Origin of the sequence: Shinella sumterensis (assembly GCF_004514425.2) — a bacterium.
Taxonomy (GTDB): Bacteria; Pseudomonadota; Alphaproteobacteria; order Rhizobiales; family Rhizobiaceae; genus Shinella; species Shinella sumterensis.
The window spans coordinates 320,005-345,806 of sequence record NZ_MYFN02000002.1; the positions used below are offsets into that span (position 1 = coordinate 320,005).

Here is a 25,802-nt window from a genome sequence, read left to right on the forward strand (position 1 = left end):
AACAAGTTCCGCGACCTATTCCAATGGGATAGAGCGCGGGCACGATGGAAAGTTCTGATGGCGGATTTTGTAGCAGTCATTCGAAGGGCCGTTGACGGTCTCTCGGACAACAATGCCGAGATGCGGCAGAAGGTTTATGACAAGGCGCGCGGCGCGGTTCGCCGTCAGCTTGAATCCATGAACCCGCGCCCTTCCGATGACCTCATGAAGCGCCAGCTGGACAAGCTGGAAGCGGCGATCGAAAGCGTGGAAATCGACCACGCCGAGGCGCTGCCGGTCGAGGAGACCGTGCCGGAGCCCGTCGAGGAGATCGCCCCGGTTGCGGCAGTCGAGCCGGAACCCGTCATCGAGGATCCGGCTCCCGCCGGCGAAACCGTCGAAGAGCCTGCAACGCTCGAGGCCGAGCGTTATGACGCCCCGCCTGCGATCACCGACGTCTCGGAGCCGGAGGAGCCCGTCGAGGCCGAGGCGGATGTCTACGAGCCCGAGGCTTATCACCATGAGCCGATGGCCGAAGAGCCGGTTCACGCGCCGGTAGAGGCGCATCGTGAGGATGTTTTCGTCGAGGCCGCACCGGTGGACGAACCGGTCGCGTATGGCGAGCCCGAACCGGAAACGGAACCGCAGATCGTCGAGGCCCGGTCCGAGCCGTCCTGGCAGGTGGAGGCCACGCCCGCGGACGATTACGTGCCGTCCTGGCAGGAGCCCGAGAGCGAGCCGCATTCGGTGGTGACACCTGACGCGGTTGAGACCGCCGAGGCTTTCGATCCGGTCCCGCATCAGGACTACGAGGTGCATGGCGCGCATGTGCCCGAGGCCGAGCCAGTGGCCGATGCGCACCTGCCCGATGTCGATGCCCAGTGGGAATGGCACGAACAGCCTTCCATCGAAACGACGGCGGAAAAGTCGGTGCCGGCCGCTCAGGAACCCGACCTGCTTGCCTGGGAATGGCCGCAGGACAAGGGCGCCGATGCCGAGAGCCAGCCCGAAAAGCCTGCCCGTGCCGACAGCTGGGGCGATCTCGACACGTTGCTCGGCAGCACGCCGGCCGCCGCCGCGTCGGCAGCCGCCGCCTCGCAGGCCAATATCGCCGGGGATGCATCTTCGCCGGCTGCGACGTCCTCCATTTCGACGGCTGATACGGCCCGCGCACCGCAACGCTCGTTCCGCGCCGAGCCGCGCAAGTCCCGGCTCAATCTCGGCGCGCTTGCGGCAACCGTCGCGCTGCTGGCGATCGTCGGCGGTGCCGGCGCCGCATACTGGTTCAACCGCGATGCGGTGAACGTCTGGGTCAACGATCTCGTGGCCTCGGTCTCCGGCTCTGCGAGCGATGACCAGCCTGTAGAAACGGCCGAGGGCACGCGCAACTTGTCGGCCGAGACGCCGCCGGCCGAGACTGCGCAGACGCCGCAGGAGAATACGGCAGGCGGCACGGAAGTCGCCGCCGTCACGCCGTCGAGCGGCGGCAAGTTCACCCAGCGTCTCCTGGCGGACGGCACGGAAGTGGACAACGGCCCCGCGCAGGCGCTCGATGGCACGGCGGAAGAAGGCAAATCCGTTGCCGCACAGACGACGGAATCGGCGTCCGCGGCTGCCGGAACCGGCACGCCCGCCGCTGGCGGCGAGACGGCAACGGCCGCCACCGAGGGTGCCGCGCAGACGCCGGCAGGCGGTACGACTGCTGCTGCCGGGACCGACACGCAGACGACGGCAGCCGGGGGCGAGCAGGCTGCTGCCATCGGCGTGACGCAGAAGATGTTCCTCTACGAGGAGCGGCTCGGCCAGACATCGCCGACGGCGATCGAAGGCACGGTCGCATGGTCATCCGGTGAGGAATCACCGGGCGGAGACGCCAAGCCGGAACCGGTGGTGCGCGCGCAGATCAACGTTCCCTCGAAGGGCCTGACGGCGCTCGTCACCTTCCGCCGCAATGCCGACAATTCCCTGCCGGCAAGCCATATCATCGAACTCGTCTTCTCCCTGCCGGAGAACTTCGAGGGCGGCGGCATCGAAAGCGTGCAGCGCGTGGCGATGAAGCGCACGGAGCAGGATCGCGGCGACGCCCTCATCGCCGTGCCGGCGAAGATCACCGACGATTTCCACATGATCGCGCTGAACGACTTCCCCGAGGCGATTGCCAAGAATACGGAACTCCTGCGCACGCGGCCGTGGATCGATATCCCGATCACCTACCGCAACGGCCGTCGCGCCCTGCTGACCCTCGACAAGGGCACGGCCGGCTCCGAGGCCTTCGACAAGGTCATGCGCGCCTGGGCAGCGGCGGGCACCAGCCAGTAACGACCGCAGCCCGATCGGAACGAAAAAGGCCCGGCATTTCTGCCGGGCCTTTTCGTTCCTGATGTCGCTCGTGTTTCAGGCGTCTTCGATCACGCGGACGGCGTTGGCCTGTTCAGCCGCGTATTTCTGGACGGCCTCCTGCACCTTCTCGAAGGCGCGGACCTCGATCTGGCGGACGCGCTCGCGGCTGATATCGAACTCGGAGGAGAGTTCTTCCAGCGTGACCGGATCTTCCGCAAGGCGGCGGGCCTCGAAGATGCGGCGCTCACGATCGTTCAGCACGCGCATGGCACGATCAAGCATCGCACGGCGCGTTTCCAGCTCGTCCTGCTCGATGAGCGTCTGTTCCTGGCTGTCGTGATCGTCGACGAGCCAATCCTGCCACTGGCCGGAATCGCCTTCGGATGCCTTGATGGGCGCGTTCAGCGATGCGTCGCCGGACAGGCGGCGGTTCATCGAGACGACTTCTTCCTCGGACACCTTCAGCTTGGTCGCGATTTCCTTGACCTGATCGGGCCGCAGATCGCCATCGTCGATCGCCTGGATCTTGCTCTTCATCCGGCGCAGGTTGAAGAACAGGCGCTTCTGGTTGGCGGTCGTGCCCATCTTCACGAGCGACCACGAACGCAGGATATATTCCTGGATCGACGCCTTGATCCACCACATGGCATAGGTCGCCAGGCGGAAGCCACGCTCCGGATCAAACTTCTTGACGGCCTGCATCAGGCCGACATTGCCCTCGGAGACGACTTCGCCGATCGGCAGGCCGTAGCCGCGATAGCCCATGGCGATCTTCGCCACGAGACGAAGGTGGCTCGTCACGAGTTGATGGGCGGCGTTGCGGTCGTCGTGTTCCTGGTAGCGCTTGGCGAGCATGTATTCCTGCTGCGGCTCAAGCATCGGAAATTTACGGATTTCGTCGAGATAGCGGTTGAGACCACCTTCTCCAGACGTAATAGACGGCAGTGTATTGCGGGCCATTCAGCACCCCTTTCTGAGACGGCTTCCATCGAGGCAAGCCTTGGTATGGAGCTTGATCCTGAAACAGGCTCCCCGTCAGCAACCACGCTCCCTGTGGGACATGGCGTCCCCACGATCCTAAAGATAGGTATGGCGAAACAATGGTTCAAGACGCCGCGCGCTTCACGGCTGCGTGAAGGCGGCGATGACGGACGGCTTTGCGCACTGTGCTGAGATGGTGCACAAAGCCGGAAAATCAAGGGGTATCGGCGTCGTCCATGCCGCGCAGTGCGTTGATCAGCTGCTCCATGTCGGCCGGCGGCGGCGCTTCGAAATGCATGGTTTCACCGGATGTCGGATGCTCGAACTGCAGCATGAAGGCATGCAGCGCCTGCCGATGGAAACCGTTGACGACGGCGCGGGCCTTTTCGGGCAGGAGGTTGGCCTTGGTGCGGAAGGCCGCGCCATATTCGGGATCGCCAATCAGCGGATGGCCGATATGGGCCATATGCACGCGGATCTGGTGTGTGCGGCCCGTCTCCAGGCGGCATTCGACGAGCGAGGCGAGGCTGGTCGCCGCCTCCGTCTCCATGTAGCGCTCGATCACCGTATAGTGCGTGATGGCCTCGCGGGCGTCATCGGCGTCTTCGCGCTTGACGGCCCGCTTGGTCCGGTCATTGCCTCGTCCCAGCGGCGCGTCGATGGTGCCCTTCAGCTGGCGGGGGCGGCCCCAGACGACGGCCTGGTAGGCACGTTCCAGCGGGCCGGAGCGGCCGTGATCTGCGAACTGGTCGGAGAGGTGGCGGTGGGCGGCATCGTTCTTCGCGGCGACCATGACGCCGCTCGTTTCCTTGTCGAGCCGGTGCACGATGCCCGGGCGGCGCACGCCGCCGATGCCGGAAAGGCTCGTACCACAATGGGCGATCAGCGCGTTGACGAGCGTGCCCGTCCAGTTGCCGGCGCCGGGATGCACGACGAGCCCCGCGGGCTTGACGAGCACGATCAGGTCGTCGTCCTCGTAGAGCACGTCAAGCGGGATATCCTCGCCCTGGGGTTCCGGGTCTCGGGGAGCGGGGAGCGCCAGTTCCACCACGTCGCCCGGCTGGATCTTGCGCTTCGGCTCCGTCGTGACCTTGCCGTTGACGACGACCGCGCCTTCCTCGATCAGCGCCTTGATGCGGCTGCGCGAAAAGTCGCCGGCAAGGGTCGTGGCCAGCCAGACATCCATGCGTCCCTCGGCATCTTCGGGCACGGTCAGGACTTTTCTTGTGGCGTCGGCTTCTTTAAAGGGGTCGGTCATCGTTCAATCATACTCATTGCCGGAAGGGCGCCGCCATGTCCAACATCGAAAACGACGATCAGGAAGACAAGCCGCTCGACCCGGTCATGGAAAACGTCCGTCGCAAGATGATGCGCCTGCAACTGATCTCCGGCGGCATCATGTTCCTGATGTTCCTGGCGGTGCTTGCCGCCATTGTCTATAAGATCAACACGCGGGATGGCAAGCCGGAAGCGATGGCAACCTCCAGCGGCCTGTCCGTGCCGAGCGATGCGCCGGTCAAGGCGACGGCGGTGCTGCCTGATGGCTTTGCCGTGTCGGCTGTATCGCAGTCGGGCAGCCAGATACTCTTCTACGGTGTCATGCCCGGCGGCGCGCGCAAGGCTTTGGTGTTCGATATCGCCGCCGGCCGCATCGTCGCCGAGATCGACGTCGCGGGCAACTGAACAGCATGGCCGCGACACCGGTCCGCATCGATGATCCGGCCGATCCGCGCATCGCCGGCTTCGTTTCCATCCGCGAGCGTGACCTGACCGGCCGGGACGGCCTGTTCATCGCCGAGGGCACCGTGGTGTTGCGTATGCTCGGCCAGCCCGCAGCTTTGGCCAACGGTTTTGCCGCCGAGTCGATCCTGCTCCTGGAAAATCGCCTTTCGGGCGTTGCGGATATCCTGGCGTCGTTTCCGAACACCGTCCCGGTTTATGTCGCGTCGCAGGCGGTGTTCGATGCCGTGGCCGGTTTCAACATGCATCGCGGCGTGCTTGCCCTCGGCCGCAAACCGCCCCTGGACCGGACGGCCTCCCTCATGGATCGCCTGCCGGAGGCGAGCCTGGTGCTCGCCGGCTGCGGCCTTTCCAACCACGACAATGTCGGGTCGATCTTCCGCAACGCCGCGGCCTTCGGGGCCGATGCCGTGTTTCTCGACGAGACGTCCTGCGACCCGCTCTATCGCAAGGCCATCCGCGTCTCCGTCGGCTCGGTCCTGAGCGTGCCGTTCTCGCGCGGCCTTGCGGCCCAGGTCATGCTGGAGCGGCTTGCGGCGGAAGGCTTCGAGATCTGGGGGCTTTCGCCGCGCGGCGCGGTTTCCGTGTCGGCCATTCCGGCGACGAGGCGTATTGCGCTGGTGCTGGGCACCGAAGGGGAGGGGTTGCCGGAAAACATCCTGTCCTCCTTCCGCACGGCCCGCATTCCGCAACGGCCGGGTCTCGACAGCCTGAATGTCGCGACGGCCAGCGGAATCGCGCTTTACCAGATTGCGCTTGCGATGGGCCGGGTCGGCTGAGGGGCCGATCAGCTCTCGTCGCTGCCGAGCCGTTCGCGGACCCGGCCTGCCAGGCTTCTGTCGTCGCCTTCGAGTGACGGGTCGATCGTTGCGATCAAATCGTGGACAGGCGAGTTGGCGCCTTCGCGCGCCGCGGTCAGCACGATCATCTTGCTGGCGAGATCCGCCATTTCCTCGCGAAGCGCCGCATCGTTGCCGCCATTGCCCGCTGCCATCAGCCGTTCCGTCAGCGCGGTGCCCTGGTTCCGGACGTCCTCTTCCAGCGTGGCGATATCGATTGGCGGCACCGAATTGGCCTTGACCGGGCGGCGGGGCGTGATCCGGTTGGCGGCGATCGTATGGGCAAGCCCGGTGGTGCGCGCGGCCTTGGCCGCTTCCTTGTTTTCCGCGGTCAGTGTCTTCACCTTGTCCCGAAGGCGATCGATTTCGGCAATACGCCGCTCGATGGCGTTGTCCTTGTCGGCGCTGCCGGCAAGCTCGCGTGTCAGCCGGGTTTCCAGCTGGCGCGCGCGGCCTTCCTCGCGCGACACGCGAAGCTCCAGCGATTTTGCCTTCTCGCCCGCCGTCTTCAGGTCTTCGCGCGCCTTGTCGCGCTCGTCCTTCAGGTTGGTGATGCGGCTCTTCAGGGCTTCGATCGTGGTGTCGCGCGTGGCGATATCGATCTTCATGTTGTCGATGTCGGCCTCAAAATGTGCGATCGTGGCGTTGAGGCGTTCGATCTCGTCCAGTCGTGCACGGATCTCGCGGTCGGCATTGGCGAGGGCAGCGCGCAACTGCTCGCTCTTCATCTCCTCGCGGCGCAGCGCCGAACGCATGTCGCCGGCCTCGATGTTCATATCGGCGATCTGGGCGTGCAGTTCGGCATTTTCCGTGCCGACGGCGGCGGCATCCGCAAGAAGCTTTTCGCTGCGGACCATCTCCTGCGTGCGCTTCTCGCGTTCGCGGCGCACGCTCTGCGCCAGCCGGGCGTTTTCGGCTGCAAAGGCGGCGCGGGCCATGTCCTTCTGCGCGCGCACTTCCTGCGGGCTGAGCGGCATGGTGGCGCGCATGCGGTCTTCGGTGAACTTGACGACGCGCTTCTGGATGGCCGGCGCGACAAGGAGACCGGTCAGCGTGGCGGCGAGGAAGCCGAGCGCGAAGAGAAGGGCATACTCGATCACGGATCTACCTAACAGCGCCAAGACGGAAGCCCGGCGCGGAACCGGGCGGCTGCATTATAGCGGCTCGCCCGGATTTGCGGGAGGGGGTGTCCCGGCGAAATCAACTTTCGGTTAACCAGGCGGGCCGGGACGGATTTTCCTTCGATCAGAAGGGGTTCCAGGTCGGCTGGCGTGTCAGTTTGAGATAGCCGGCATTGATGCCGAGGCGCGCGCCGACGCCGGTGCGGATCGGCACCAGAACGATATCGCGGTTGACGTTCACCTGCATGCCGACGCCGGCAATGACATAGGCCGAGCCGGAAACGCCGCCGAAACGATCGTAAAGCGCGTTCACGTCAGGCAGATTGTAGACGAGCATCATCGTGCGGCTGCCCTGACCGCCCCAGTCGAGGCCGAGGGACGGGCCCTGCCAGAAAACCGGATGCTGGCCGGCATTCTTGGTGTTCAACGTGCCTTCGCCATAGGTCAGGCCGGCGACGAAGGCGCCGGACCCTTCCTGGCCGAGGATGTAGCCGTTCGGCAGGCCGTAGGATTCGAAGGCGCGTTCCACCACCTTGGCCAGCCCGCCGGAAGCCTCACCGAAGAAGCCGTGCCCGGCATCGATGATTTCCTGCATGCTGTACTGATTCGATTGCTGCGCGGCGGCCGGTCCTGCGAGGACGATTGCCATGGCCGCCGCCGTCACGATCCTGAACGCCGCGGTGAGGAGATTTGAACCAATCATATCCCGTTCGCCTTCCTTTTGTTCTAGGCTCCGTTCCTTGCAGCAATTTGATCCGAGGGTATTAACAATCGGTTTACCAAATGTGGTGTCATTATGGCTGTCTTTAAATGGAACACGCCTCGCGCAATTCAGGCGTGCTATGCGTCGCGCGGAATGTATCCGCGTGCGCCTTTAACGAGGCGTCCCGCGATGAATGAATGCGTGGATCTGGGAGAATTTTATGGCGAAAAATCCGAACCTTACGCTGACAGGTCCCGATCTGGCAGCGCTTCTTTGCAGCCGCGTCTGCCATGATGTCATCTCGCCCGTCGGTGCGATCAACAACGGGCTCGAACTGCTCGACGAGGGCGGCGCGGATGCCGAGGCGATGGATCTCATCCGCGCCAGTGCGCTCAATGCATCCGTCCGGCTGAAGTTCGCACGCCTTGCCTTCGGCGCCTCCGGCTCTGTCGGCGCGTCGATCGATACGGGCGAGGCGGAGAAGGCCGCGCGCGATTTCGCGGCTGCCGAAAAGAAGACGGAAGTCACCTGGACCGGCCCGCGCGCCATCATCCCGAAGAACAAGGTCAAGCTGTTGCTCAACCTGTTCCTCGTGGCCTACAGCGCGATACCGCGCGGCGGTTCGATCGATATCAGCCTCGAGAATCCCGAGAGCGACACGGTCTTCAAGCTCGCCGCCAAGGGCCGCATGCTGCGCGTTCCGCCGAAGTTCACGGAACTGCTTTCCGGCACGCCGGAAGAGGCGGTCGATGCCCATTCGATCCAGCCCTATTATACCGTTCTGCTGGCCGATGAAGCCGGCATGGAGCTCGCCGTGGAGCCGGGCGACGACGAGATCGTGTTCTCGGCCCGCTCGATTGTTGCTTCTGAATGATCCGCGTCGGCGGCTGTGGCGTTAACCATGGCCGCTAACGCTTTGTTTGCCAGCCGACGGTAAGCTGCATCTGTATCGTTCCTGCCGGATGGCGGGAGACCTAGGAGCAGATAATGCAGCGGTTGATGATCGCCGACGGTTCCGATGTCGTCCGGAAGGTCGGCAAGCGTATTCTTTCCGGTTTGGATTTCCTCGTTCTCGAAGCGTCCAGTGCTCTTGAAGCGCTGGTGCGCTGTGAGGCGGAATTGCCCAACATCCTCATCGTCGATGCCACCATGGACGGCGCGCTCGAGCTGATCGGCAATGTCCGCAACCTGCCGCAGGGCAAATCCGTCCGCATCTTCTATTGCGTGGTCGAGGCCGACCTGAAGAAGATGATGATGGGCAAGCGCGCCGGCGCCGACGATTTCCTGCTCAAGCCCTTCGATCGCAAGATCCTGACGCAGGTCTTCGGCAGCCTCTCGATCGCTGCCTGATCAGACGTCCCGTTCAGAAATGTCGCGACGCGGCCGCTCCCCGGAGCCGGCCGCGTTCTGCTTTTCGTGACACAGAAGGCAGGCGGGAACCGTGCCCAAAAGAAAACCCGCCGGCAAGCGGCGGGTTTCGAAATACGTGAGCGGGGAGGGGGATCAGGCGCTCTCGGCGTAGTCGCCGTCCGGTTCGCGCAGCACATAGCCGCGGCCCCAGACCGTCTCGATGTAATTGGCGCCGCCGGCAGCGTTTGCGAGCTTCTTGCGCAGCTTGCAGATGAAGACGTCGATGATCTTCAGTTCCGGCTCGTCCATGCCGCCGTAGAGGTGGTTCAGGAACATTTCCTTGGTGAGCGTCGTGCCCTTGCGCAGCGAGAGCAGCTCGAGCATCTGGTATTCCTTGCCCGTCAGGTGCACGCGCTGGCCGCCGACTTCGACGGTCTTGGCGTCGAGGTTGACGATGAGCTCGCCCGTGGAGATGACCGACTGGGCATGGCCCTTGGAGCGGCGCACGATGGCGTGAATGCGGGCGACCAGTTCGTCCTTGTGGAACGGCTTGGTCATGTAGTCGTCAGCGCCGAAGCCGAGGCCGCGCACCTTATCCTCGATGCCGGCCATGCCGGAGAGGATGAGGATCGGCGTCTTGACCTTGGACAGGCGCAACGTGCGAAGAACTTCGTAACCCGACATGTCGGGCAGGTTCAGGTCGAGCAGGATGATGTCGTAATCATACAGCTTGCCCAGATCCACGCCTTCCTCGCCGAGGTCGGTGGTGTAGACATTAAAGCTTTCGGACTTCAGCATCAGTTCGATGCTCTGCGCTGTCGCGCTATCGTCCTCGATGAGTAGAACCCGCATATCTGTCCCCTTTTCCGCCGCTCAAGGTATCCTGGCCCCCTACGCGATACGGATCCAGTCGTTGCCTGATTTGGAGGCTGCCACGAAATGGTTAACAAATCCTGATTCACTTTGGCAAGGTGTATCGATCTGTTAATTATTTCGGGCAGTCCCCTGATTTTTCATATGAATCAGAATTGTGACTCTTAACATACAAAGTGAAGAAACACAGCTAACCGACTCTTTAGACTCGTCAATGCGGAACATGTCGTTTTTTGCGAACCGCATTTACCGGGCCTTAAACCATGGTCCCTATGATTAACGATGCCCGTAAACGAAAGGTTACCAGCGGTAGGATTTCATTAATCTCGCTGAATTTTTTTTAAGGTCCGGCACTCTGGCCGGTCTGCGGGCGAAAATGACGGTGCGCGGCGCGTGGTGATTCACCATGGTCCGTGTGCCGATTTGGAGTGCCGGTGAGCGGTCGGATGTGTTTTTCGGCGATCGTTCACTTCAATGCCGGGGTCTCGCTATCCACGGGAGTATTGCGTATGAAGTCGCGTGAGAGCCTAGTTCGCCTGAAGGAATTTCAGGTCAAAGACAAGAGACGGCAGCTGGCCCAGCTTCAGTTGATGATGTCCGAATTCGAACGGATGTCGAAGGAACTGGAAACCCAGATCGCCATCGAAGAGAAGAAGTCCGGGATCACAGATCCCACCCACTTCGCCTATCCCACGTTTGCCAAGGCAGCACGGCAGCGGTCCGACAACCTGCAGGTCTCCATTCGGGAACTGAAGGTACAGCAGGACGCGGCCGAACTTTCGCTGGAAGAGGCGGAAGCGGAGTTCGCCAAGGCGGCGGCGCTGGAAGAGCGCGACAACGCGGTGCGTCTGCGCGCCTGAGGACAAGACCTCTGAAGACCCCTCGCGAGTGGCCGCAAGACCGCTCACGAGGGTTCTTGGTGTTTTCAGGCGTTGACGACGTCCGCCCACTCCTTGTGGCGAAGCGCCTGAGCCCGGAAGAACGGGCAGAGCGGCATGATCTTCCAGCCGCCTTTGCGTGCTTCTTCAACGGCATGAGCCGCGAGCGCCTGCCCGACGCCCTTGCCGCGCAGCGCATCGGGAACACCCGTGTGATCGATGATGACGAGCTGCGCCGATGCGCGGGAATAGGTCATTTCCGCTTCGTGCCCCTCGACGACGGTGTAGTAGCGGCCCTTCGAGCCGGTGTCTTCGTGCCGGATGTCCATGATGATGTCCTCGCTCCTTTGCGTTGACGCCATATTTTCCTCTTCCGGGACAGACGGCAAGCTCCGCTGCGGTGAACAGTTCGTGCTGCATCCGGATGCGGCGGGTGGTATCGAAGGCAATTCGAAACGTGAAACCGCCCATGATTCTCGTCGTGCCCGTTTTCCTGGTTCTCTCAGCGATGTCGCTGGCGCTCGGCCTCGTCCTGCCGCTTGTGCATTTCAAGAAGCTCTACTTTTTCAACGAAACACCGTCGCTGATCGATATCGTCGTTTCGCTCTGGGGGCAGGGGAGTGGCGGCCTGGCGGTGCTGATCGCGCTGTTTTCCATCGTCTTTCCGGTGGTGAAACTGTTCGCCATCACGCTGGAGGCGACAGCGCCCGCGTCGGCCGGCAGCCAGAAGACCTGGCTTGCGCAATTGCTGCCGGTGCTCGGAAAATGGTCGATGATGGATGTCATGCTGGTGGCGCTGGTCATCGTCGCGGCGAAGACGAGCGGCATGGCCTCGGCGTTCACGCAGCCGGGCCTGTGGTTCTATGCAGCCTCGGCCATCATGACGGGCCTTCTGCAAACGACATTGCGGCCGCATTGAGCGGCCGCTGTCGGTCTTGACGAATGGTGGACTTGCCTAGTGGCGGTACTGCTGGATGCGCGTGGTGCGCAGGCCGGCGAGGCCATGGTCGTTGATGGAGGATTGCCAGGACAGGAATTCTTCGACCGTCAGCGTGTAGCGTTCACAGGCTTCCTCGAGGCTGAGCAGCCCGCCACGCACGGCGGCGACGACTTCGGCCTTCCGGCGAATCACCCAGCGCCGTGTATTGGCCGGCGGCAGATCGGCGATCGTCAGTGGGCTGCCATCGGGGCCGATGACGTATTTAACGCGGGGTCGTATCAGATCGGTCATTGTACTCTCTACATAAACGCAAGACCATATGAGCGAACTGTAGCCCGCCACATTTAAGATTTGCCTAAGCGCATGCTAACAATTTTCTAATCTTTTGAGCGGGTTCGCAGGCAAAGCTCCGCTTGGAAACGCTTTACTTTCCGGAACGTCGGGCGGATTGCCCGCCGCATGGCCCGCATGGGAGCCATGCAAATATTTCATTTCTATTTTATTCAAATGCTGCTAATACGCGCCAAAATTCGGAGGCTGCTATCGGATCGATGGCACCGGAAGCCTCCAGGAAGCACCCAATCGCATACCATCCGCAAGCTGTTTCCCCTCGGGAGATGGCTTTAAGCGGCGTTTTTCGCCGCCATTTGAACGCCGGGTGCCCCTGAAATTTTCCGGACGAGAATACACCCGAGCCCGGTGCGCAAGCGCCGGCGTTGGAAACGGAAAATGAAAGACCAAGACAACATGCTCGTGCGGCAGGGCTGGTTGCCCGAATTTCTGGTCGCGGCAAACATCGAGACCGTGCAGACCGAATACGAGGTGCTTCACCTCATGCGTCAGTGCGCCAATCATTTCTCTTTCACGCACTTTCTCGTGACGCGCTTTCCGGCGAATGCCCAGCAGCGTTTTGCCGAGCGCTTGATGGTCAGCAACTGGCCGGCCGATCTCGTGCGCAAGTACGATGCGATGAACCTCTTCCACATCAGCCGGCTTGCGCTCGACACGGGTGCGACCAAGCTGCCGGTGCAGGGCGACAGCTCGCTTCTCGCGCCCGCCGACTGGGAGAATACCCAGGCCGGCGAGGCGGTCGCGCTTGCCGAAAGCCATGGGCTTTCCACCTCGACGGCGTTCCTTTTGCACTCCACGACGTCGGACCCCTATCTCATGATGTTTTCCGGCATACGCAAACCGTTGTCGCGCCCGGAGCTCGCGGAGCTGCATTTCGCCGCGTTGCAGCTTTTCGAATGTCTCGAGAAGACCTTCACGGCGGCCACCGCCGGACGCGAAAAGCTCTCCAGCCGCGAGGTCGAGTGCCTGCGCTGGGCTGCCGCCGGCAAGAGCAGCGACGAGATCGCCGTCATCCTCGGCATCTCGGTCTATACGGTCAGCAGCTACTTCAAGAGCGTGACCCGCAAGCTGAAAGCGGTCAATCGCATGCAGGCCATCGCCATCGCCATGCGCCTGCGCCTCATCTGAGGGCGTCGGACGCGCTGGTGGTCAGAACGAGGCGGTTTCAGGCCTTCTCTTGCCCTTGGAGCGGCAAGTTTCTATATGTCGCCCGAAAGGCGCTCCGGCTTGACGGGGCGCCGCAACGGCCGATTTCGGCCCCAGGACAAGGTGTCCGGTGACAAGGGTCCCGCGCACCGGAACGGACCTCGCGTGAACAGTCTCGATTTCGATCGCAAGCCGGAAGATACCCGCGTCGTCGTCGCCATGTCCGGCGGCGTCGACAGTTCCGTCGTGGCCGGCATTCTGAAACGCGAGGGCTACGACGTTCTCGGCATCACGCTGCAGCTCTATGACCATGGTGCGGCCGTGCACCGCGCCGGCTCCTGCTGTGCCGGCCAGGACATCGATGATGCGCGCCGTGTGTGCGAAACGCTGGGCATTCCCCATTACGTGCTCGACTACGAGAAGCGTTTCCGCGAAACGGTGATCAATCCCTTCGCCGAAAGCTACGTCGCCGGCGAAACGCCGATCCCCTGCGTCGCCTGCAACCAGACCGTCAAGTTCGCCGATCTTCTGGCGACCGCCAAGGATCTCGGCGCGGACGCACTGGCGACGGGACATTATATCCGCTCGCGACCCAATCCGGTGCCCGGCGCGCCGGAGCGCCGCGCGCTCTATCGCCCCGTCGATGCGGAACGCGACCAGAGCTATTTCCTTTTCGCCACCACCCAGGAACAGATCGACTACCTGCGCTTTCCGCTCGGCCATCTTTCCAAGGCTGAAACCCGCGCGCTGGCCGAAGACATGGGCCTTGTCGTCGCCAAGAAGGCGGATAGCCAGGACATCTGTTTCGTTCCGCAGGGCAAGTATTCCGATATCGTCAACAAGCTGAAGCCCAATGCCGCACTGGCCGGTGACATCGTGCATATCGATGGCCGCCATCTGGGACAGCATGACGGTATCCTGCACTACACGATCGGCCAGCGCCGCGGCATTGGCGTGGCGACGGGCGAGCCGCTTTATGTGGTCTATCTCGATGCGCGCTCGCGGCGCGTGATCGTCGGCCCGAAGGAAGCGCTCGAAACGCGCCGCCTTTATCTGCGTGACATCAACTGGCTCGGAGACGGCGATCTCGATGCCGTCGCCGCGGCCGGCTTCGATTGCTATGCCAAGGTCCGCTCCACCCGTCCGCCGCGCCCGGCGCGCCTTCAGGCGAACGAAGGCGGCATCTATGTCGAGCTTGAAGAAGGCGAGGCCGGTGTCGCTCCGGGGCAGGCCTGTGCGCTTTACTCCGGCGAAGGCGAGGACGCCCGCATCTATGGCGGGGGTTTCATCCAGCGCTCCGAGCGCGAACCTGCGGCCGAAGAGGCGTTGAAGCGCATCCTGTCGACCCCGGTCGCCGCCTAGCGCCAAGCCCTTGCCAAGGCCCTTGCGGACAAAGCGATTTTTCCTGCGAAGGTCGCTTGACACCCGCGGGAACAGCGCCTTATAAGCCGCGCACCGGACGCGAACGCACATCGTTGTCGATCGTCCCTTCGGGCGGCGGAGTAGCTCAGTAGGTTAGAGCAGAGGAATCATAATCCTTGTGTCGGGGGTTCGAATCCCTCCTCCGCTACCATCGAATTTTCCCGGGAAATCATATCGAGAATGCGCGTTCGAAGGACGGCATACGTCGACACCGTCCGTTGTTTAACGAACGGGGAAGCTCTCCCGTATAGGATGCTGCCAGTTTATTCCCGCCCGTTGCGCGTCACCGCGCAGGTGGCTTGCAACGTGCGAAATGCATTATGACTGAAACGCCGTCCTCATCTCTTCTGTCGATCGTCCGGCTTTCGGATTTTTCGCCGTTCCAGCGGGAGCCGCAGCGGCCGGCGGAATTCAGGACGGATGATTTCGATCGCAAGTTCGATAGCGATGTCCTGATCTACGATGCGTTTCGTCGGCTGGATGGCAAGGTCGTGTTGCTCGGGCCGCCGCTTTTCAATCTCGAGCCGCTGCTGCGGCCCGACAGCATCCGTGCGCTGCCCGGCAACGGCGTCTGTGCATTTCGTTACCGCAAGCTCGACCGCCACATGCAGATCATCGTGGAGGCGCCGACCGATTGCACGGCGCTCTCGCTGACCCTCGGGGGGCACCGCGCCGAGGTGGTCGTCGGGGCCAATCTGTCCGAACGCTTTGCCGGACGTCGCGTGCTGCTGACGAAAACCAAAAACAACGATCCGGTTTGGATCCGCGACTGGGTAAGCTTCAACCAACGGTTCCATGGTGCAGATGCGTTGCTGCTCTATGACAATCTTTCGGATACTGACGTGACCCAGGCCGTGAAGGAGGAGCTTCGCAGGCTCGGTGGGCTTGAAGCCGTCGAGGTGTTGTCGTGGCCCTTCAAGTTCGGACCGCAGGGGCTCGATGCCCGCCGGTTCTGGGATTCGGATTTCTGTGAACTGGGTGCATTGGAGCATGCCCGTTGGCGCCTGCTCGCAGAGGCGCGTTCGGTGCAGACCGGCGATGTCGATGAACTGCTGTTGTCGACGTCGGGCAGGAGCGTGTTCGCTGCCGCCGAAAAGGATCCGTTCGGCGTCGTGCGTTATCGCGGCCGCTGGATCGTCGGGACAGACAGGACGAAGGTCCTGGATGGTACGCTCCGGCGGCATGCGCAGTACGATACCGTTTTACGCCGCCGAATGGCACGCCGGCTGGGCCTGCTTGCCTATGATAGCGTTGCTTGTCCTCCGAAGTGGACGGCCGTGCCGCGGCGCTGCCCGGAAAAGGCCCAGTGGGGCGTGCATCGCATTCTAAGCTGGCTGCCGGCAATGCGGGTAAGTACGGATTTCTGCTATCGGCACTTCCGCGAGATCACCAGCAACTGGAAGTACGATCGCCTCGATCGCGACGCCTTCGATTCCGCCGTGCATGAGATCGATCAGGACCTGATCGATTATTTCGCGCGGTGGAAAGCGGGCTGACGTCGTTCGGAATCAGGCCAGCCTGGCGCGCAGTCGGACCAACATCGTCCAGGCCGTCGCGCGCAGCGAGAGCACGTCGAGCAGGATGGCCGAAAGGCCGTAGGCGGCGATGCCGACGCTGACGGCGAGCAGCAGCGACAGGGCCGGTCCGAAGGGGCTCATGGCCAGCACGGCGAATGTCGATCCGGCCATGATCGCCGTGGCGAGCGTCACCTTGCCGATATCCGTCAGCCGGAAGGATAGCGGCTGGGCCCGGAACGACAGCACATAGCCGAGAACCATGCCGCAGAATTCGGTGAAGACGAGCGCCCAGGCCGCGCCGACGAGGCCATAGGACGGTACGAGCAGGAACATCGCGCCCAGATTGACCGCGAGCATCGCCAGCCCCTGATAGAGCATCATCGACGGCTTCCGGCCGAGATGGAAGCTTGCATGCACATATTGCTGGGTGATCGCCTGGAACAGCCACGAGAAGGCGAGGATCGGCATGACCGTTTCGCCCGCCTCGCGAAATTCTGCGCCCAGCATCAGCTGCGAGAGCGGGCGCGCGACAAGCGCCAATCCCACGACCGCCGGCAGCACGACGGCCAGCAGCAACTCCGCGCTGCGCTCCAGATGGTGGCGGGCGGCCACAGGCTCGTCGTTCGCCAACAGCCTCGCCGCGACGGGAATGATGGCCGAGCCGATGGCGATGGACGGGAAGAGAATGATCTGCCGCACGAGATCGGCGACGGCGCCGTAGGTTCCGGCACCGGCCTCGCCGAGATAGGCGAGGATGATGAGGCGGTCCAGCAGGGCGTGCAGCGCAAAGGCGCCGCCCGAAATGGTCATCGGCACGCCGAACTGCACGAGATTGCGCAGGATCGCCTGGTCGAAGCCGCGGCGGGGCGCCCGCCAGACGCTGGGCGCGGAAACCAGTGCCGCCAGCGCATAGCCCAGACAGATGCCGATCAGGAAGCCTTCCCCTCCGTAACCCGCAAGCACGAAGACCATGGAAAGTGCGAAGGAGGCGACCGAACGCAGGATGACGGCGCGCGCATAGGAGCCCGCCTCCTGCCTGACCCGGAAGATATCCTGGCCGAATTCGAAGAAGGCGAGGAGGAAAGCGACGAGGACGGCGAACGCGCCCTGCCAGAACGGCACATTCGCGAGGACGGATGCGATGCCGGCCGTAACTGGGGCGAGCAGCAGCAGGCCGAGATAGCAGACGAGGGCGGTGCCGCGCATATCCGTTTCCGGTCCGCCGTGATTGAAGCGGACGACGGAAAGCCGGATCCAGGAGAAGGCGATTGCCGAGATCACGCCGGCAAGCCCCATGACGACGACGTAGAGGCCGTATTGATCGGGCGTCAAGAGATGCGTGAAGACGACGATGGACAAGAAGCCGAGGATCGCCGACACCATATGCGCCGCAAGATATGTGGAAGCCTGCCGCAACATGCCTCAGGCCCCCGCGATGGCCTGTTTGATCGTCCGCATCATCGGCTTTTCCCTGTAGTCCTCGTCCAGTGGCAGTGGTCGGTTGGCGTGTCCGTCCGCGCGCTTGTACCAGATGGGAACCCAGGTATAGCGGTCCGTTATGCCCCATGTGACGACCGCGGTCGGCCGCGTGACGTCAAGGATTGCACCCAGGAGGGCGCCGACGCGCTTGGCGGCGATCGCGTCTCTCTCCTGGATGTCGGCGGGAAGCTGGTCATCGATCACATCGAGTTCCGTCACCAGGACGTCGAGACCCATATCCTTGACGTCCGACACGAAACGCGAAACCTCGTCCTTGTCGATCTCTTCGTTGCCGGGAAGGTGGGCCTGGAAGCCGAGCGCCTGAACGGGCACATCACGGTCGCGCAAGCGACGCAACAGATCGAGCATCGCCCGGCGGCGCGCGCTGGATTTCGCCGTCGCTGCCTCGAGCCCGTAGTCGTTGATAACGAGCTGGGCAGCCGGGTCGGCGGCGCGGGCGGTGTGGAACGCGAGGTCGATGTAATATTCGCCGAGATTGGCCGACCAGACGGAGTCGCGCAGGCCCACACGCGGTCCATCATCGGAAAGCGCCTCGTTGACGACGTCCCAGCTCGGGATGCGTCCCTTGTAGCGCCCGACGACGGTTTCGATATGCGTCATCAGCTCCCGGCTCGTCTCGGTCTCGCCCTTCAGTTGCAGTGCCCAGTCCGGCATGGCGGCATACCAGGCAAGCGTATGGCCGCGCATCTTCATGCCGTTGGCTTCTGCAAAGGCGATGAGGCGGTCGGGCTGGTCATAGACATATTGCGAGGGGGAGGGGCGCAGATCCGCCCATTTCAACCCGCCTTCGCCCACGAGGAGCTGGCAGTGCTCGATGAGGGCCTTCTGGTAGGCGGCGTCCGTCTGGAGCGGCCCGTCGCTGACGGCGGCCCCGAAGGGAATGGCCGAATGCGATGCGGCGGCGGCGCCCTCGAAGAGCCCGCGGGTCCACAGTGCAAGACCGGCGGCACCGGCCGCCGTGACGAAATCTCGTCTGCGCATTCAAGCCACACTTTCCGTTCGACCCGCGGCGCTTCATGCGCGCAAGGCTGCGCCAGCGGGGCTGGCTTGTTCCCGCGATCATAGGGCCGACGGGTAATTGCAACGTTAAGAGTAGTCCTTAACGCGTTCTTCAGACGGCAAATCTAAAGTCGGAACCATCGTCGCGATCCCTGCACCAGTCGCGCGCGGCTCGATTTCGCGGAAAATGTAATGAACAGCACTCCTCTCGACAGCAACGTGGACGCCGTGGTCTGCATCCCGACCTTCCGCCGCCCGGACTGGCTGCGCCAGACGCTCGAATCCGTGCTCTCGCAGAAAACCGACTTTCCCTTCGCCATCGTGGTCGTCGACAACGACGCGGCCAATCCCGCCGGCCACGCCGTGGCGAAGGCGATGCTCGATACGACCGATATACCCTCCACACTGGAGATCGAGCCGTCGCAGGGCAATTGTCATGCGATCAACCGCGCCTTTTCCTCCGCGCTCGACACCTATCCGTCGGCGCGCTGGTTTCTGATGATCGATGACGACGAGATCGCCGAAGCCGGCTGGCTGCAACATATGGTGGAGACGGCGCGACGCACCGCTGCCGATATCGTCGGCGGGCCCGTCACGCGGACATTCGATGCGGATGTGCCTGCGTCCATCCGCAACCATGCGATCTTCGGTTCCATCGAGGGCGCGACCCGTCAGGTCAATATGATCCACGGATCGGGAAACTGCCTGATCGCGCGGCACGTCTTCGAACGCTTCGGAGCGCCGTTCTTCGACCTGCGTTTCAATTTCCTGGGCGGCGGCGACATGGAGTTCTTCACCCGCTGCCGGCTCGCCGGATACAAGACGTGGTGGTGCGCCGAGGCGATCATCCACGAGACGGTTCCGTCCGACCGGTCCAATCCGAAGTGGCTCATGAAGCGGTCGATCCGTATAGGCAGCATCAATTTCGTGATTGACCGGCTGCATATGGGCGCCTTTGCCGGCGTGAAGGTCTTTGCGAAGAACCTCGTCAGCCTCAGTCTCGGCGTCGTGCGCTCGCTGGGGATCCTGTTGCGGACGGGCGAGATCGTTCCGGCGACGCATCCGCTGCTGATGTCGGTCGGCCGCATGGCGCCGCTTCTGGGGCTAACGCCGCGGCCGTATGAGGCGAAGGCCTGAGGTTCATCCGCGTCCTGCGCGTTTGCCGGCAACGGCCGGACCATCGCCCTTCGAAAGCTTCGAGCGGGCCTGCAGGCCCAGACCGAAGACGCTGAGCAGGATGGTGAACCACACCGGCCCGGTGTTCACGTAGAAAGCGCTTTCCAGGCACGACAGGAAAAGGCCGAAAAGCCAGATCCGCAGGAAGAGCCGTGTGAGGCGGATATCGTTTTCGCTTTCCAGCGCTGCGGCGGCGTTGCGCAGCGGCGAATACACCATCCAGACCAATGTCAGGATCAGGCCGGGAACGCCGGCATTCACCATCGCTTCCACATAGGCATTGTGGGCGTTTGCCGCCGTCACGGCCCAGGTTTCGAGGGCGGCGTCGCTGTCGAACAGCGCCTGGGTCTGCCAGAAGGACTGGAAGCCGTAGCCCAGCAGCGGCCGCTGTTCGATGGCGTCGATGGAGAGCCGCCAGATGGAACTCCGGTCCGTGAAGGTCGCATCGACGCCGAGGCTCGTCAGCGTGTCCGCAACCGAGGGCGACAATGCCGAGCCGAGGAGGATGGTGTTGGCGACGATGAGGATGCCCCACACCATCAGCCCCCGGATCTTTCTGAACCGCTCGAAGGCCCAGGCGACGACCAGGGTGAAGGGCACCATGATCGTCGAGGTCTTGCCGCCGGAAAACAGGACGAAAAGCAGCGCGCCGACCGCCAGCGCCCAGCCCAGGCGTTTCGACCCGGTGGACGCGATGTAGAGCCCGATGAAGACGGCCATCGCCATGGCGGCGGCGGTGATGTTCTTGTGGCTGTAGATGCCGCGCCAACTGCCGGCGAGCGAAGCTTCGAGCCCGTCCGTCGCCTGGTGGATAGCGCGCACCGGCAGCGCGATCACGCCGATATAGGAGAGGCCGACGACGATGCTGACGATGCAGGCGAGGGTGAAGGTGAAGTCCGCCTGGCTGCGCGGCACGAGCAGGAAGGCGTTCGCGCAGAAACAGACGATGACCACGAACATCATGCGCCGGAAGCCGGCGGAAGGGTCGTTGCCGAGCAGGGCCGTGGCCGTGAACCACACGAGAATGAGCGCCAGGAGAAGGCGCTGCTGGAAGATGAGCTTCCACGCCTTCGTGGCCGCGAGGCTGGCGAGGACACCGCCGGCCATGAGCAGCACGATGACCTGATTGAGCGCACTGGAGTTCGCGCCCCATCCGGCGTCCGATGTCAGTTCGGACATGTCGGGCAGCGGCGAAAGCGTGATCCAGAAATACGCCATCACGATGAAGAGGATGGGCCTGACCGAGCGGCGGCTTGCGGAGGTCTCGTGCTCGAAGGGCTTGATGACGGCGGTCGTTGCCATGCCGGTCCTCCCCGGCATTACCCTGCCCGGCGTGGCGAAAGGCTTCGCCACAGGCCGAAGAGGATGGCAAGGCCTGCGCCGGCGATGAACCCGGCCATCAAGCCGGCAGCGAGGATAATGACGCCCCGCGGCGGATAGCTGCGGTGGATCGGCGGCATCGGCTGGGTCACGACACGCACATTGGTCGCATCGATGCGCTGGCGTTGCGCGGCTTCGCTCGCGCGGTTCATGTAGCTTTCGTAAACAGACGCCTTTGCCTGTGCCTCGCGCTCCAGCTGGCGCAGCTGGAGCTGCGCTTCGGATTCCTTGAAGACGACGGACTGGGCGGTGCCGAGCTCGGCATTCAGCCGGTCGTAGGCGCCCTGTGCCTGTTCAAGCTCGGCCTTGCTCGCCTGGACGACGCGCTGGATTTCGGCCTGGATCTGCGACTGGATCGCGTCGGCGCGCGGTTTCAGCGCCAGAAGGCTCGGATGGCGGGGACCGAGAACCGCCGACTGCGAGCGGATCTGCTGCTGGATCAGCGATTGCTGCGTGAGCAGGGCGGTCATCGTTTCCGATTGCGCGCTTGCGGCGTTGAGGCGGCTTTCGGGATCGTTCGAGGTCAGGTCCTTGTGGCGCGCCTGTGCGAGAATGAGCCGTGCGCGCGCATCGATGACCTGGCTGTTCACGCGGGTCGCGCTTGTCGAGCTTGCCAGTTCGCCGGCGCTCGACCGCAGGCCGTTTTCGCGCTTGAAGGTCTCCACCTTGGCTTCGGCCTTTTCCACCTCGACCTTCAGGTCGTCGATGCGGGCCACAAGCGCCTTGGCGGCCCGACCGGCGCCTTCCACCTGGGCATTGCCGAGTTCATCCTGGAAGGATTCGATCAACTTGTTGGCGATCTCGACGGACTTGTCGGGATTACCGCTCCACACACTGAGGCTGACGAGGAAGGAACGTGTGTCGCGCCGCGCATCGATGCGCTTTTCAAGCGCGGCAAGGGCGTTCCGGTCCGCGTCAGATGCGCGGGTTCCGCCGAATTCCGGGTCCTTCGCGAGGTCGAGGCTCGTGACGACGCGTTCGAGGACATTGCCTGATGTGATGAGGCGCAGCTTGCTTTCGACCGCCAGCAGCTGCGAGTCGCGCTGTGCGCTCTGCGAAAAGATGTCGTCCGCCACGACGTTCAGATCCGTCGGCTCGACCAGCAGTTCGGCATAGGTCGTATAGCGTGGCGGCGTGAACTTGAGGAAGGCGACGGCCGCGAGGCCGCCGACAATGACGGTCGCGAGGATGATCAGCTTGTAGGCAAGCAACCACCCGAAAAGATTGGAGACGGTGAAGAGGTCCAGCCAGCCGGACGTGCCTGCCGTTTCCTCCTCCGGTACATCGCGTTCAGCGGAATAGCCAGGCTGGGCAAGGCTGTAATCGTTCGTGTCGCGGCGTTTCAGATAGTCGCGTGCGCTCACCCGCGGCTTTGACGTGTGAGCGGCGACAGCCGGCGGCGATGCACGCAGCCGCTTCCTGTGTCCCCGGTCCGGGTGATGGTCAGTGTACATCGTCGAGCTCGCAGCGAATCCACGATCGTTTAGAACAAATCAACCTTAACAGCCGATTAAAATGCCACTTCGAAGGGAGCTCTGGTGCGCGCAAATCCGGGGACGTTGCGCGCTGGAGTGTCGCGTTCCGATGCACTAAAACTGAAGGTTTCTTAACTGTAATCCCAGTTTGCCGGCCTCTAACGTCGTGGCGGTCTATCCCATTAACGGGAGTTTCCGATCTTTCCATCTAGGGTTTCGGCGAATTCCACGGAGGCAAACCGTCCTGCGGCCCGCATCATGGGCGCGGGCGAGGGGCCGGGGGCTGATTGAGACGATGAACGCGCCTGTACAACATAGAATGGATTTACCGCTGGCGGTCGACCTGGACGGGACGCTCGTCTCGACGGACATGCTGTGGGAAACCGTCTTCCTTCTCCTCAAGAAGAACCCGCTTTATCTTTTCCTGCTTCCCGTCTGGCTGTGCTCCGGCAAGGCGCGGCTGAAATGGGAGATCGCACGGCGCGTTACCGTGGATGCCAGCCATCTGCCCTATCGCAGGGACTTTCTCGCCTTCCTGCGCCGCGAGCATGCGGCAGGGCGGCAGATCGTGCTGGCGACCGCATCGGCCGAGCCGATCGCCCGGGCCGTCGCGGATGAGTTGAAGATTTTCAGCGCGGTTTATTCGACAAGTGCGGGAAACAACCTGTCCGCCAAACGCAAGGCGTCAGCGCTCTGCGCCGCCTATGGCGAAAGGGGCTTCGACTTCGCCGGCAACGACCGTGCGGATATTCCCGTGTTCGACGTCGCGCGCAGCGCCATCATCGTCGCGCCGGATCCTGCCGCCGACCGCTATCAGAGACGCCACGGCACCCAGCGCTTCGATTCCCACAAGGCGAGCCTGAAGACCTATGTGAAGATGCTGCGGGTGCATCAGTGGCTGAAGAACTTGCTCGTCTTCGCCCCGGCCGTGCTGGCCCATACGATCGCCTATTCGGAAACGATCATCGCCTCCTCCATCGCCTTCCTGGCGTTTTCGTTCTCGGCCTCGGCGATCTATATCCTGAACGATATCATCGACCTGCCGCTCGACCGGCGTCATCCCACCAAGCGCAACCGGCCGTTTGCCTCCGGCGCGCTGTCCATCCCGTTCGGGCTGACCATGTCGGCCTGCCTGCTGCTTGCCGCGGCGTCGCTGTGCCTGCTGCTGCCGGTGGGATTCGCTTTCGTCATCGTGATCTATCTCATCGCCACGACCGCCTATTCGCTGGCGGTGAAGCGGATGCTTCTGATCGACGTTCTGTGCCTCGCCGGCCTCTACAGCCTTCGCCTGCTGGGCGGAAAGGCCGCGACCGAGCTGCCTCTGTCGTTCTGGCTCGTGGCTTTCGCACTGTTCTTCTTCCTCTCGCTCGCCCTCGTCAAACGTTATGTCGAATTGCAGGGCGCGACGGTCGACGAGCGGGACAGGATCGCCGGCCGCGGCTATCGCCCGGAGGATATCCAAGTTGTCGGCCAGAGTGGCGTGGCATCCGCCTTCGCGGCGGCGCTCGTTCTGTCGCTCTATATCCAGTCGCGGGAAATCGCCGAGCTTTATACGCAGCCGTGGCTCATCTGGCCGATCGTGCCCATCGTCCTCTACATCAATGTGCGTGTGTGGATCCTCGCGCACCGCCGCGAGATGCATGACGATCCCGTCGTGTTCATCGCCACCGACTGGCGCAGCCAGGCCTTTATCGTGCTGGGCGCCTCCCTGCTCCTTGTCGCGAGTTTCATGTGATGCGGGGAGCGTTCGACAGTTTCGGTCGCGTGGACCGGCACGAAAGACAGGGCCTCGCGCTCGATCTCGCGCTGAACGCCTTGCGTCGCCCGACGGGCACGCTTCCGAGCCTGCTCGCTTATGGCAACGGCCGCTCCTATGGTGACAGCTGCCACAACGATGCGGGGGCGCTGGTGGCGATGCGCGCGCGCCACGCGATCATCGATTTCGATCCCGCGACGGGCCTCATCGAGGCGGAGGCGGGCGTGAGCCTTGCCGAAATCATCGCGCATGCGGCTCCCTTCGGCTATTTCCTGCCGGTGACACCGGGCACGCGTTTCGTGACGCTGGGCGGCGCGATCGCCAACGACGTGCATGGCAAGAACCACCATGTCCGCGGCACCTTCGGCTGCCATGTCGAGAGCCTGGAGCTTCTGCGCTCCGATGGTGTCGTGCATCATTGCTCGTCTTCGGAGAATTCCGGTCTCTTCGCCGCCACCATCGGCGGCATGGGCCTGACCGGTCTGGTGCTGAGCGCGAAGCTCCGCCTCATGCCCGTCGGCTCGCTCGACATCGAGGAACGGATCACCGCCTTCGCCAATCTCGACGGCTATTTCGATCTGGCCGAGGCCGCCGACGCGGAAAATGAATATGCGGTCGCCTGGGTGGATCAGCTTGCCGCCGGTGCTTCGGCCGGCCGTGGCGTGCTGATCACCGGCAATCACGCGAGAAACGGCAACTTCAAGACGGACGATGGGGTAGCGCGCCTGAGCGTGCCCTTCGACCTGCCGTTTTCCATGCTCAACGGCTTGAGCCTTCGGCTGTTCAACGGCGCCTATTTCCATGCCAAGAAGCGCAAGCAAGCGCCGCATCTCAGCGGTTACGGCGCATTCTTCTACCCGCTCGACGGGATCGGCGACTGGAACCGGCTCTATGGGCCGGCCGGTCTCTACCAGCACCAGAGCGTCATTCCCTTCGATGCGGCACGTGCGGTCATTCCGGCGATGCTGGAAGCCAGCCGTACAGCCGGTCATGCCTCGTTCCTGACCGTGCTGAAGCGGTTCGGAGCTGTGCCGTCGCCGGGCCTGATGTCGTTCCCGCGACCCGGCTACACGCTGACGATGGATTTTCCCAATCGCGGTGCCGCGACCCATGCCCTGCTCGAAACCCTTGACCGGATGACGGTCGCGGCCGGCGGACGGGTCAATCCCTACAAGGACGGACGGATGCGTGCGCAGACCTTCCAGGCCGGTTTCCCGGAATGGGAAGCGCTGGAAAACATGCGCGACCCCGCCTTCTGCTCGGATTTCTGGCGGCGCACCGCGCTGACGCTAAAGGGCCGCGATGATACCGCTGGCCGCAAGGACATATGAGGACA

At 63.3% G+C, this 25,802-nt stretch carries 24 protein-coding genes and 1 tRNA gene; 14 read left to right on the forward strand and 11 right to left on the reverse strand.

Annotated features, from left to right (window positions below):
- The first annotated feature begins 57 nt into the window (after positions 1-57).
- Positions 58-2,298 (forward strand): hypothetical protein, encoded by a 2,241-nt coding sequence (locus B5M41_RS05320; RefSeq protein WP_134645745.1) that lies wholly within the window; start codon positions 58-60, stop codon positions 2,296-2,298.
- Positions 2,299-2,373: 75 nt separating this feature from the next.
- Here the strand turns inward: B5M41_RS05320 and rpoH are convergent, their stop codons facing one another.
- Positions 2,374-3,279 carry an RNA polymerase sigma factor RpoH gene (gene rpoH, locus B5M41_RS05325; RefSeq protein ID WP_134645743.1) on the reverse strand — a complete coding sequence of 302 codons (906 nt, stop codon included), beginning with the start codon at positions 3,277-3,279 and terminating at the stop codon, positions 2,374-2,376.
- Between the two features lie 235 nt (positions 3,280-3,514).
- A complete protein-coding gene (locus tag B5M41_RS05330) occupies positions 3,515-4,558 on the reverse strand; it encodes an RluA family pseudouridine synthase (protein ID WP_134645741.1) in 1,044 nt (347 codons plus the stop codon).
- 35 nt (positions 4,559-4,593) lie between these two features.
- Between B5M41_RS05330 and B5M41_RS05335 the strand changes: the two genes are divergently transcribed.
- Together B5M41_RS05335 and B5M41_RS05340 are read left to right on the forward strand one after the other, a co-directional pair.
- The gene (locus B5M41_RS05335) at positions 4,594-4,983 is read left to right on the forward strand and encodes a hypothetical protein (protein WP_134645739.1); all 390 of its coding nucleotides are present in this window, start codon (positions 4,594-4,596) and stop codon (positions 4,981-4,983) included.
- 5 nt (positions 4,984-4,988) lie between these two features.
- Positions 4,989-5,819: a TrmH family RNA methyltransferase gene (locus tag B5M41_RS05340; RefSeq protein ID WP_134645737.1), complete on the forward strand. Its 831-nt coding sequence runs from the start codon at positions 4,989-4,991 to the stop codon at positions 5,817-5,819.
- Positions 5,820-5,827: 8 nt separating this feature from the next.
- Here the strand turns inward: B5M41_RS05340 and B5M41_RS05345 are convergent, their stop codons facing one another.
- Positions 5,828-6,979: a hypothetical protein gene (locus tag B5M41_RS05345; protein WP_134645735.1), complete on the reverse strand. Its 1,152-nt coding sequence runs from the start codon at positions 6,977-6,979 to the stop codon at positions 5,828-5,830.
- A gap of 145 nt (positions 6,980-7,124) precedes the next feature.
- Positions 7,125-7,649 (reverse strand): DUF1134 domain-containing protein, encoded by a 525-nt coding sequence (locus tag B5M41_RS05350; protein WP_370340519.1) that lies wholly within the window; start codon positions 7,647-7,649, stop codon positions 7,125-7,127.
- 274 nt (positions 7,650-7,923) lie between these two features.
- Here B5M41_RS05350 and chpT point away from each other — a divergent pair, with 274 nt between their 5' ends.
- Entirely contained in the window at positions 7,924-8,577 is a 654-nt protein-coding gene (gene chpT, locus B5M41_RS05355; protein WP_134645731.1) for a histidine phosphotransferase ChpT, read from the forward strand.
- A 113-nt stretch (positions 8,578-8,690) separates the two neighbouring features.
- A complete protein-coding gene (locus B5M41_RS05360; RefSeq protein ID WP_134645729.1) occupies positions 8,691-9,053 on the forward strand; it encodes a response regulator in 363 nt (120 codons plus the stop codon).
- A gap of 153 nt (positions 9,054-9,206) precedes the next feature.
- Here the strand turns inward: B5M41_RS05360 and ctrA are convergent, their stop codons facing one another.
- Positions 9,207-9,905 (reverse strand): response regulator transcription factor CtrA, encoded by a 699-nt coding sequence (gene ctrA, locus B5M41_RS05365; protein ID WP_018327818.1) that lies wholly within the window; start codon positions 9,903-9,905, stop codon positions 9,207-9,209.
- 530 nt (positions 9,906-10,435) lie between these two features.
- Between ctrA and B5M41_RS05370 the strand changes: the two genes are divergently transcribed.
- Positions 10,436-10,786, forward strand: a complete 351-nt coding sequence (locus B5M41_RS05370; protein ID WP_134650592.1) for a flagellar export protein FliJ — start codon at positions 10,436-10,438, stop codon at positions 10,784-10,786.
- 65 nt (positions 10,787-10,851) lie between these two features.
- Here the strand turns inward: B5M41_RS05370 and B5M41_RS05375 are convergent, their stop codons facing one another.
- Entirely contained in the window at positions 10,852-11,133 is a 282-nt protein-coding gene (locus B5M41_RS05375; RefSeq protein ID WP_134650662.1) for a GNAT family N-acetyltransferase, read from the reverse strand.
- 95 nt (positions 11,134-11,228) lie between these two features.
- On the opposite strand from B5M41_RS05375, the gene B5M41_RS05380 reads away from it, so the two are divergent.
- Entirely contained in the window at positions 11,229-11,723 is a 495-nt protein-coding gene (locus tag B5M41_RS05380) for a paraquat-inducible protein A (RefSeq protein ID WP_134650593.1), read from the forward strand.
- Between the two features lie 36 nt (positions 11,724-11,759).
- On the opposite strand, the gene sciP is transcribed toward B5M41_RS05380, so the two are convergent.
- On the reverse strand, positions 11,760-12,035 hold the full coding sequence (gene sciP / locus B5M41_RS05385) for a CtrA inhibitor SciP (protein ID WP_023515011.1): 276 nt from the start codon (positions 12,033-12,035) through the stop codon (positions 11,760-11,762).
- Positions 12,036-12,473: 438 nt separating this feature from the next.
- Here sciP and B5M41_RS05390 point away from each other — a divergent pair, with 438 nt between their 5' ends.
- The 4 genes from B5M41_RS05390 to B5M41_RS05405 all read left to right on the forward strand — a co-directional run bounded on the left by B5M41_RS05390 (position 12,474) and on the right by B5M41_RS05405 (position 16,159).
- Complete coding sequence (locus B5M41_RS05390; RefSeq protein ID WP_134650594.1) at positions 12,474-13,223, forward strand: helix-turn-helix transcriptional regulator; 750 nt, start codon at positions 12,474-12,476, stop codon at positions 13,221-13,223.
- A gap of 183 nt (positions 13,224-13,406) precedes the next feature.
- The gene (gene mnmA, locus B5M41_RS05395) at positions 13,407-14,603 is read left to right on the forward strand and encodes a tRNA 2-thiouridine(34) synthase MnmA (protein WP_134650595.1); all 1,197 of its coding nucleotides are present in this window, start codon (positions 13,407-13,409) and stop codon (positions 14,601-14,603) included.
- A gap of 134 nt (positions 14,604-14,737) precedes the next feature.
- Positions 14,738-14,814, forward strand: a tRNA-Met gene (locus B5M41_RS05400).
- Positions 14,815-15,154: 340 nt separating this feature from the next.
- Positions 15,155-16,159, forward strand: coding sequence for a hypothetical protein (locus B5M41_RS05405; RefSeq protein ID WP_134650596.1), 1,005 nt, complete (start codon positions 15,155-15,157; stop codon positions 16,157-16,159).
- Between the two features lie 12 nt (positions 16,160-16,171).
- Here the strand turns inward: B5M41_RS05405 and B5M41_RS05410 are convergent, their stop codons facing one another.
- On the reverse strand, positions 16,172-17,599 hold the full coding sequence (locus B5M41_RS05410; protein WP_134650597.1) for an oligosaccharide flippase family protein: 1,428 nt from the start codon (positions 17,597-17,599) through the stop codon (positions 16,172-16,174).
- Positions 17,600-17,602: 3 nt separating this feature from the next.
- Positions 17,603-18,661 carry an endo-1,4-beta-xylanase gene (locus B5M41_RS05415; protein WP_134650598.1) on the reverse strand — a complete coding sequence of 353 codons (1,059 nt, stop codon included), beginning with the start codon at positions 18,659-18,661 and terminating at the stop codon, positions 17,603-17,605.
- Between the two features lie 210 nt (positions 18,662-18,871).
- On the opposite strand from B5M41_RS05415, the gene B5M41_RS05420 reads away from it, so the two are divergent.
- Entirely contained in the window at positions 18,872-19,816 is a 945-nt protein-coding gene (locus B5M41_RS05420) for a glycosyltransferase family 2 protein (RefSeq protein ID WP_134650599.1), read from the forward strand.
- A 3-nt stretch (positions 19,817-19,819) separates the two neighbouring features.
- Here B5M41_RS05420 and B5M41_RS05425 read toward each other — a convergent pair whose 3' ends face one another.
- Positions 19,820-21,157, reverse strand: coding sequence for an O-antigen ligase family protein (locus B5M41_RS05425; protein WP_134650600.1), 1,338 nt, complete (start codon positions 21,155-21,157; stop codon positions 19,820-19,822).
- 17 nt (positions 21,158-21,174) lie between these two features.
- Entirely contained in the window at positions 21,175-22,689 is a 1,515-nt protein-coding gene (locus B5M41_RS05430; protein WP_134650601.1) for a GumC family protein, read from the reverse strand.
- Between the two features lie 316 nt (positions 22,690-23,005).
- Here B5M41_RS05430 and B5M41_RS05435 point away from each other — a divergent pair, with 316 nt between their 5' ends.
- Together B5M41_RS05435 and B5M41_RS05440 are read left to right on the forward strand one after the other, a co-directional pair.
- Positions 23,006-24,445, forward strand: coding sequence for a UbiA family prenyltransferase (locus B5M41_RS05435; RefSeq protein ID WP_134650602.1), 1,440 nt, complete (start codon positions 23,006-23,008; stop codon positions 24,443-24,445).
- Complete coding sequence (locus tag B5M41_RS05440) at positions 24,445-25,797, forward strand: FAD-binding oxidoreductase (protein WP_134650603.1); 1,353 nt, start codon at positions 24,445-24,447, stop codon at positions 25,795-25,797. The genes B5M41_RS05435 and B5M41_RS05440 overlap by 1 nt, the downstream gene beginning before the upstream one ends.
- Positions 25,798-25,802: the final 5 nt, after the last annotated feature.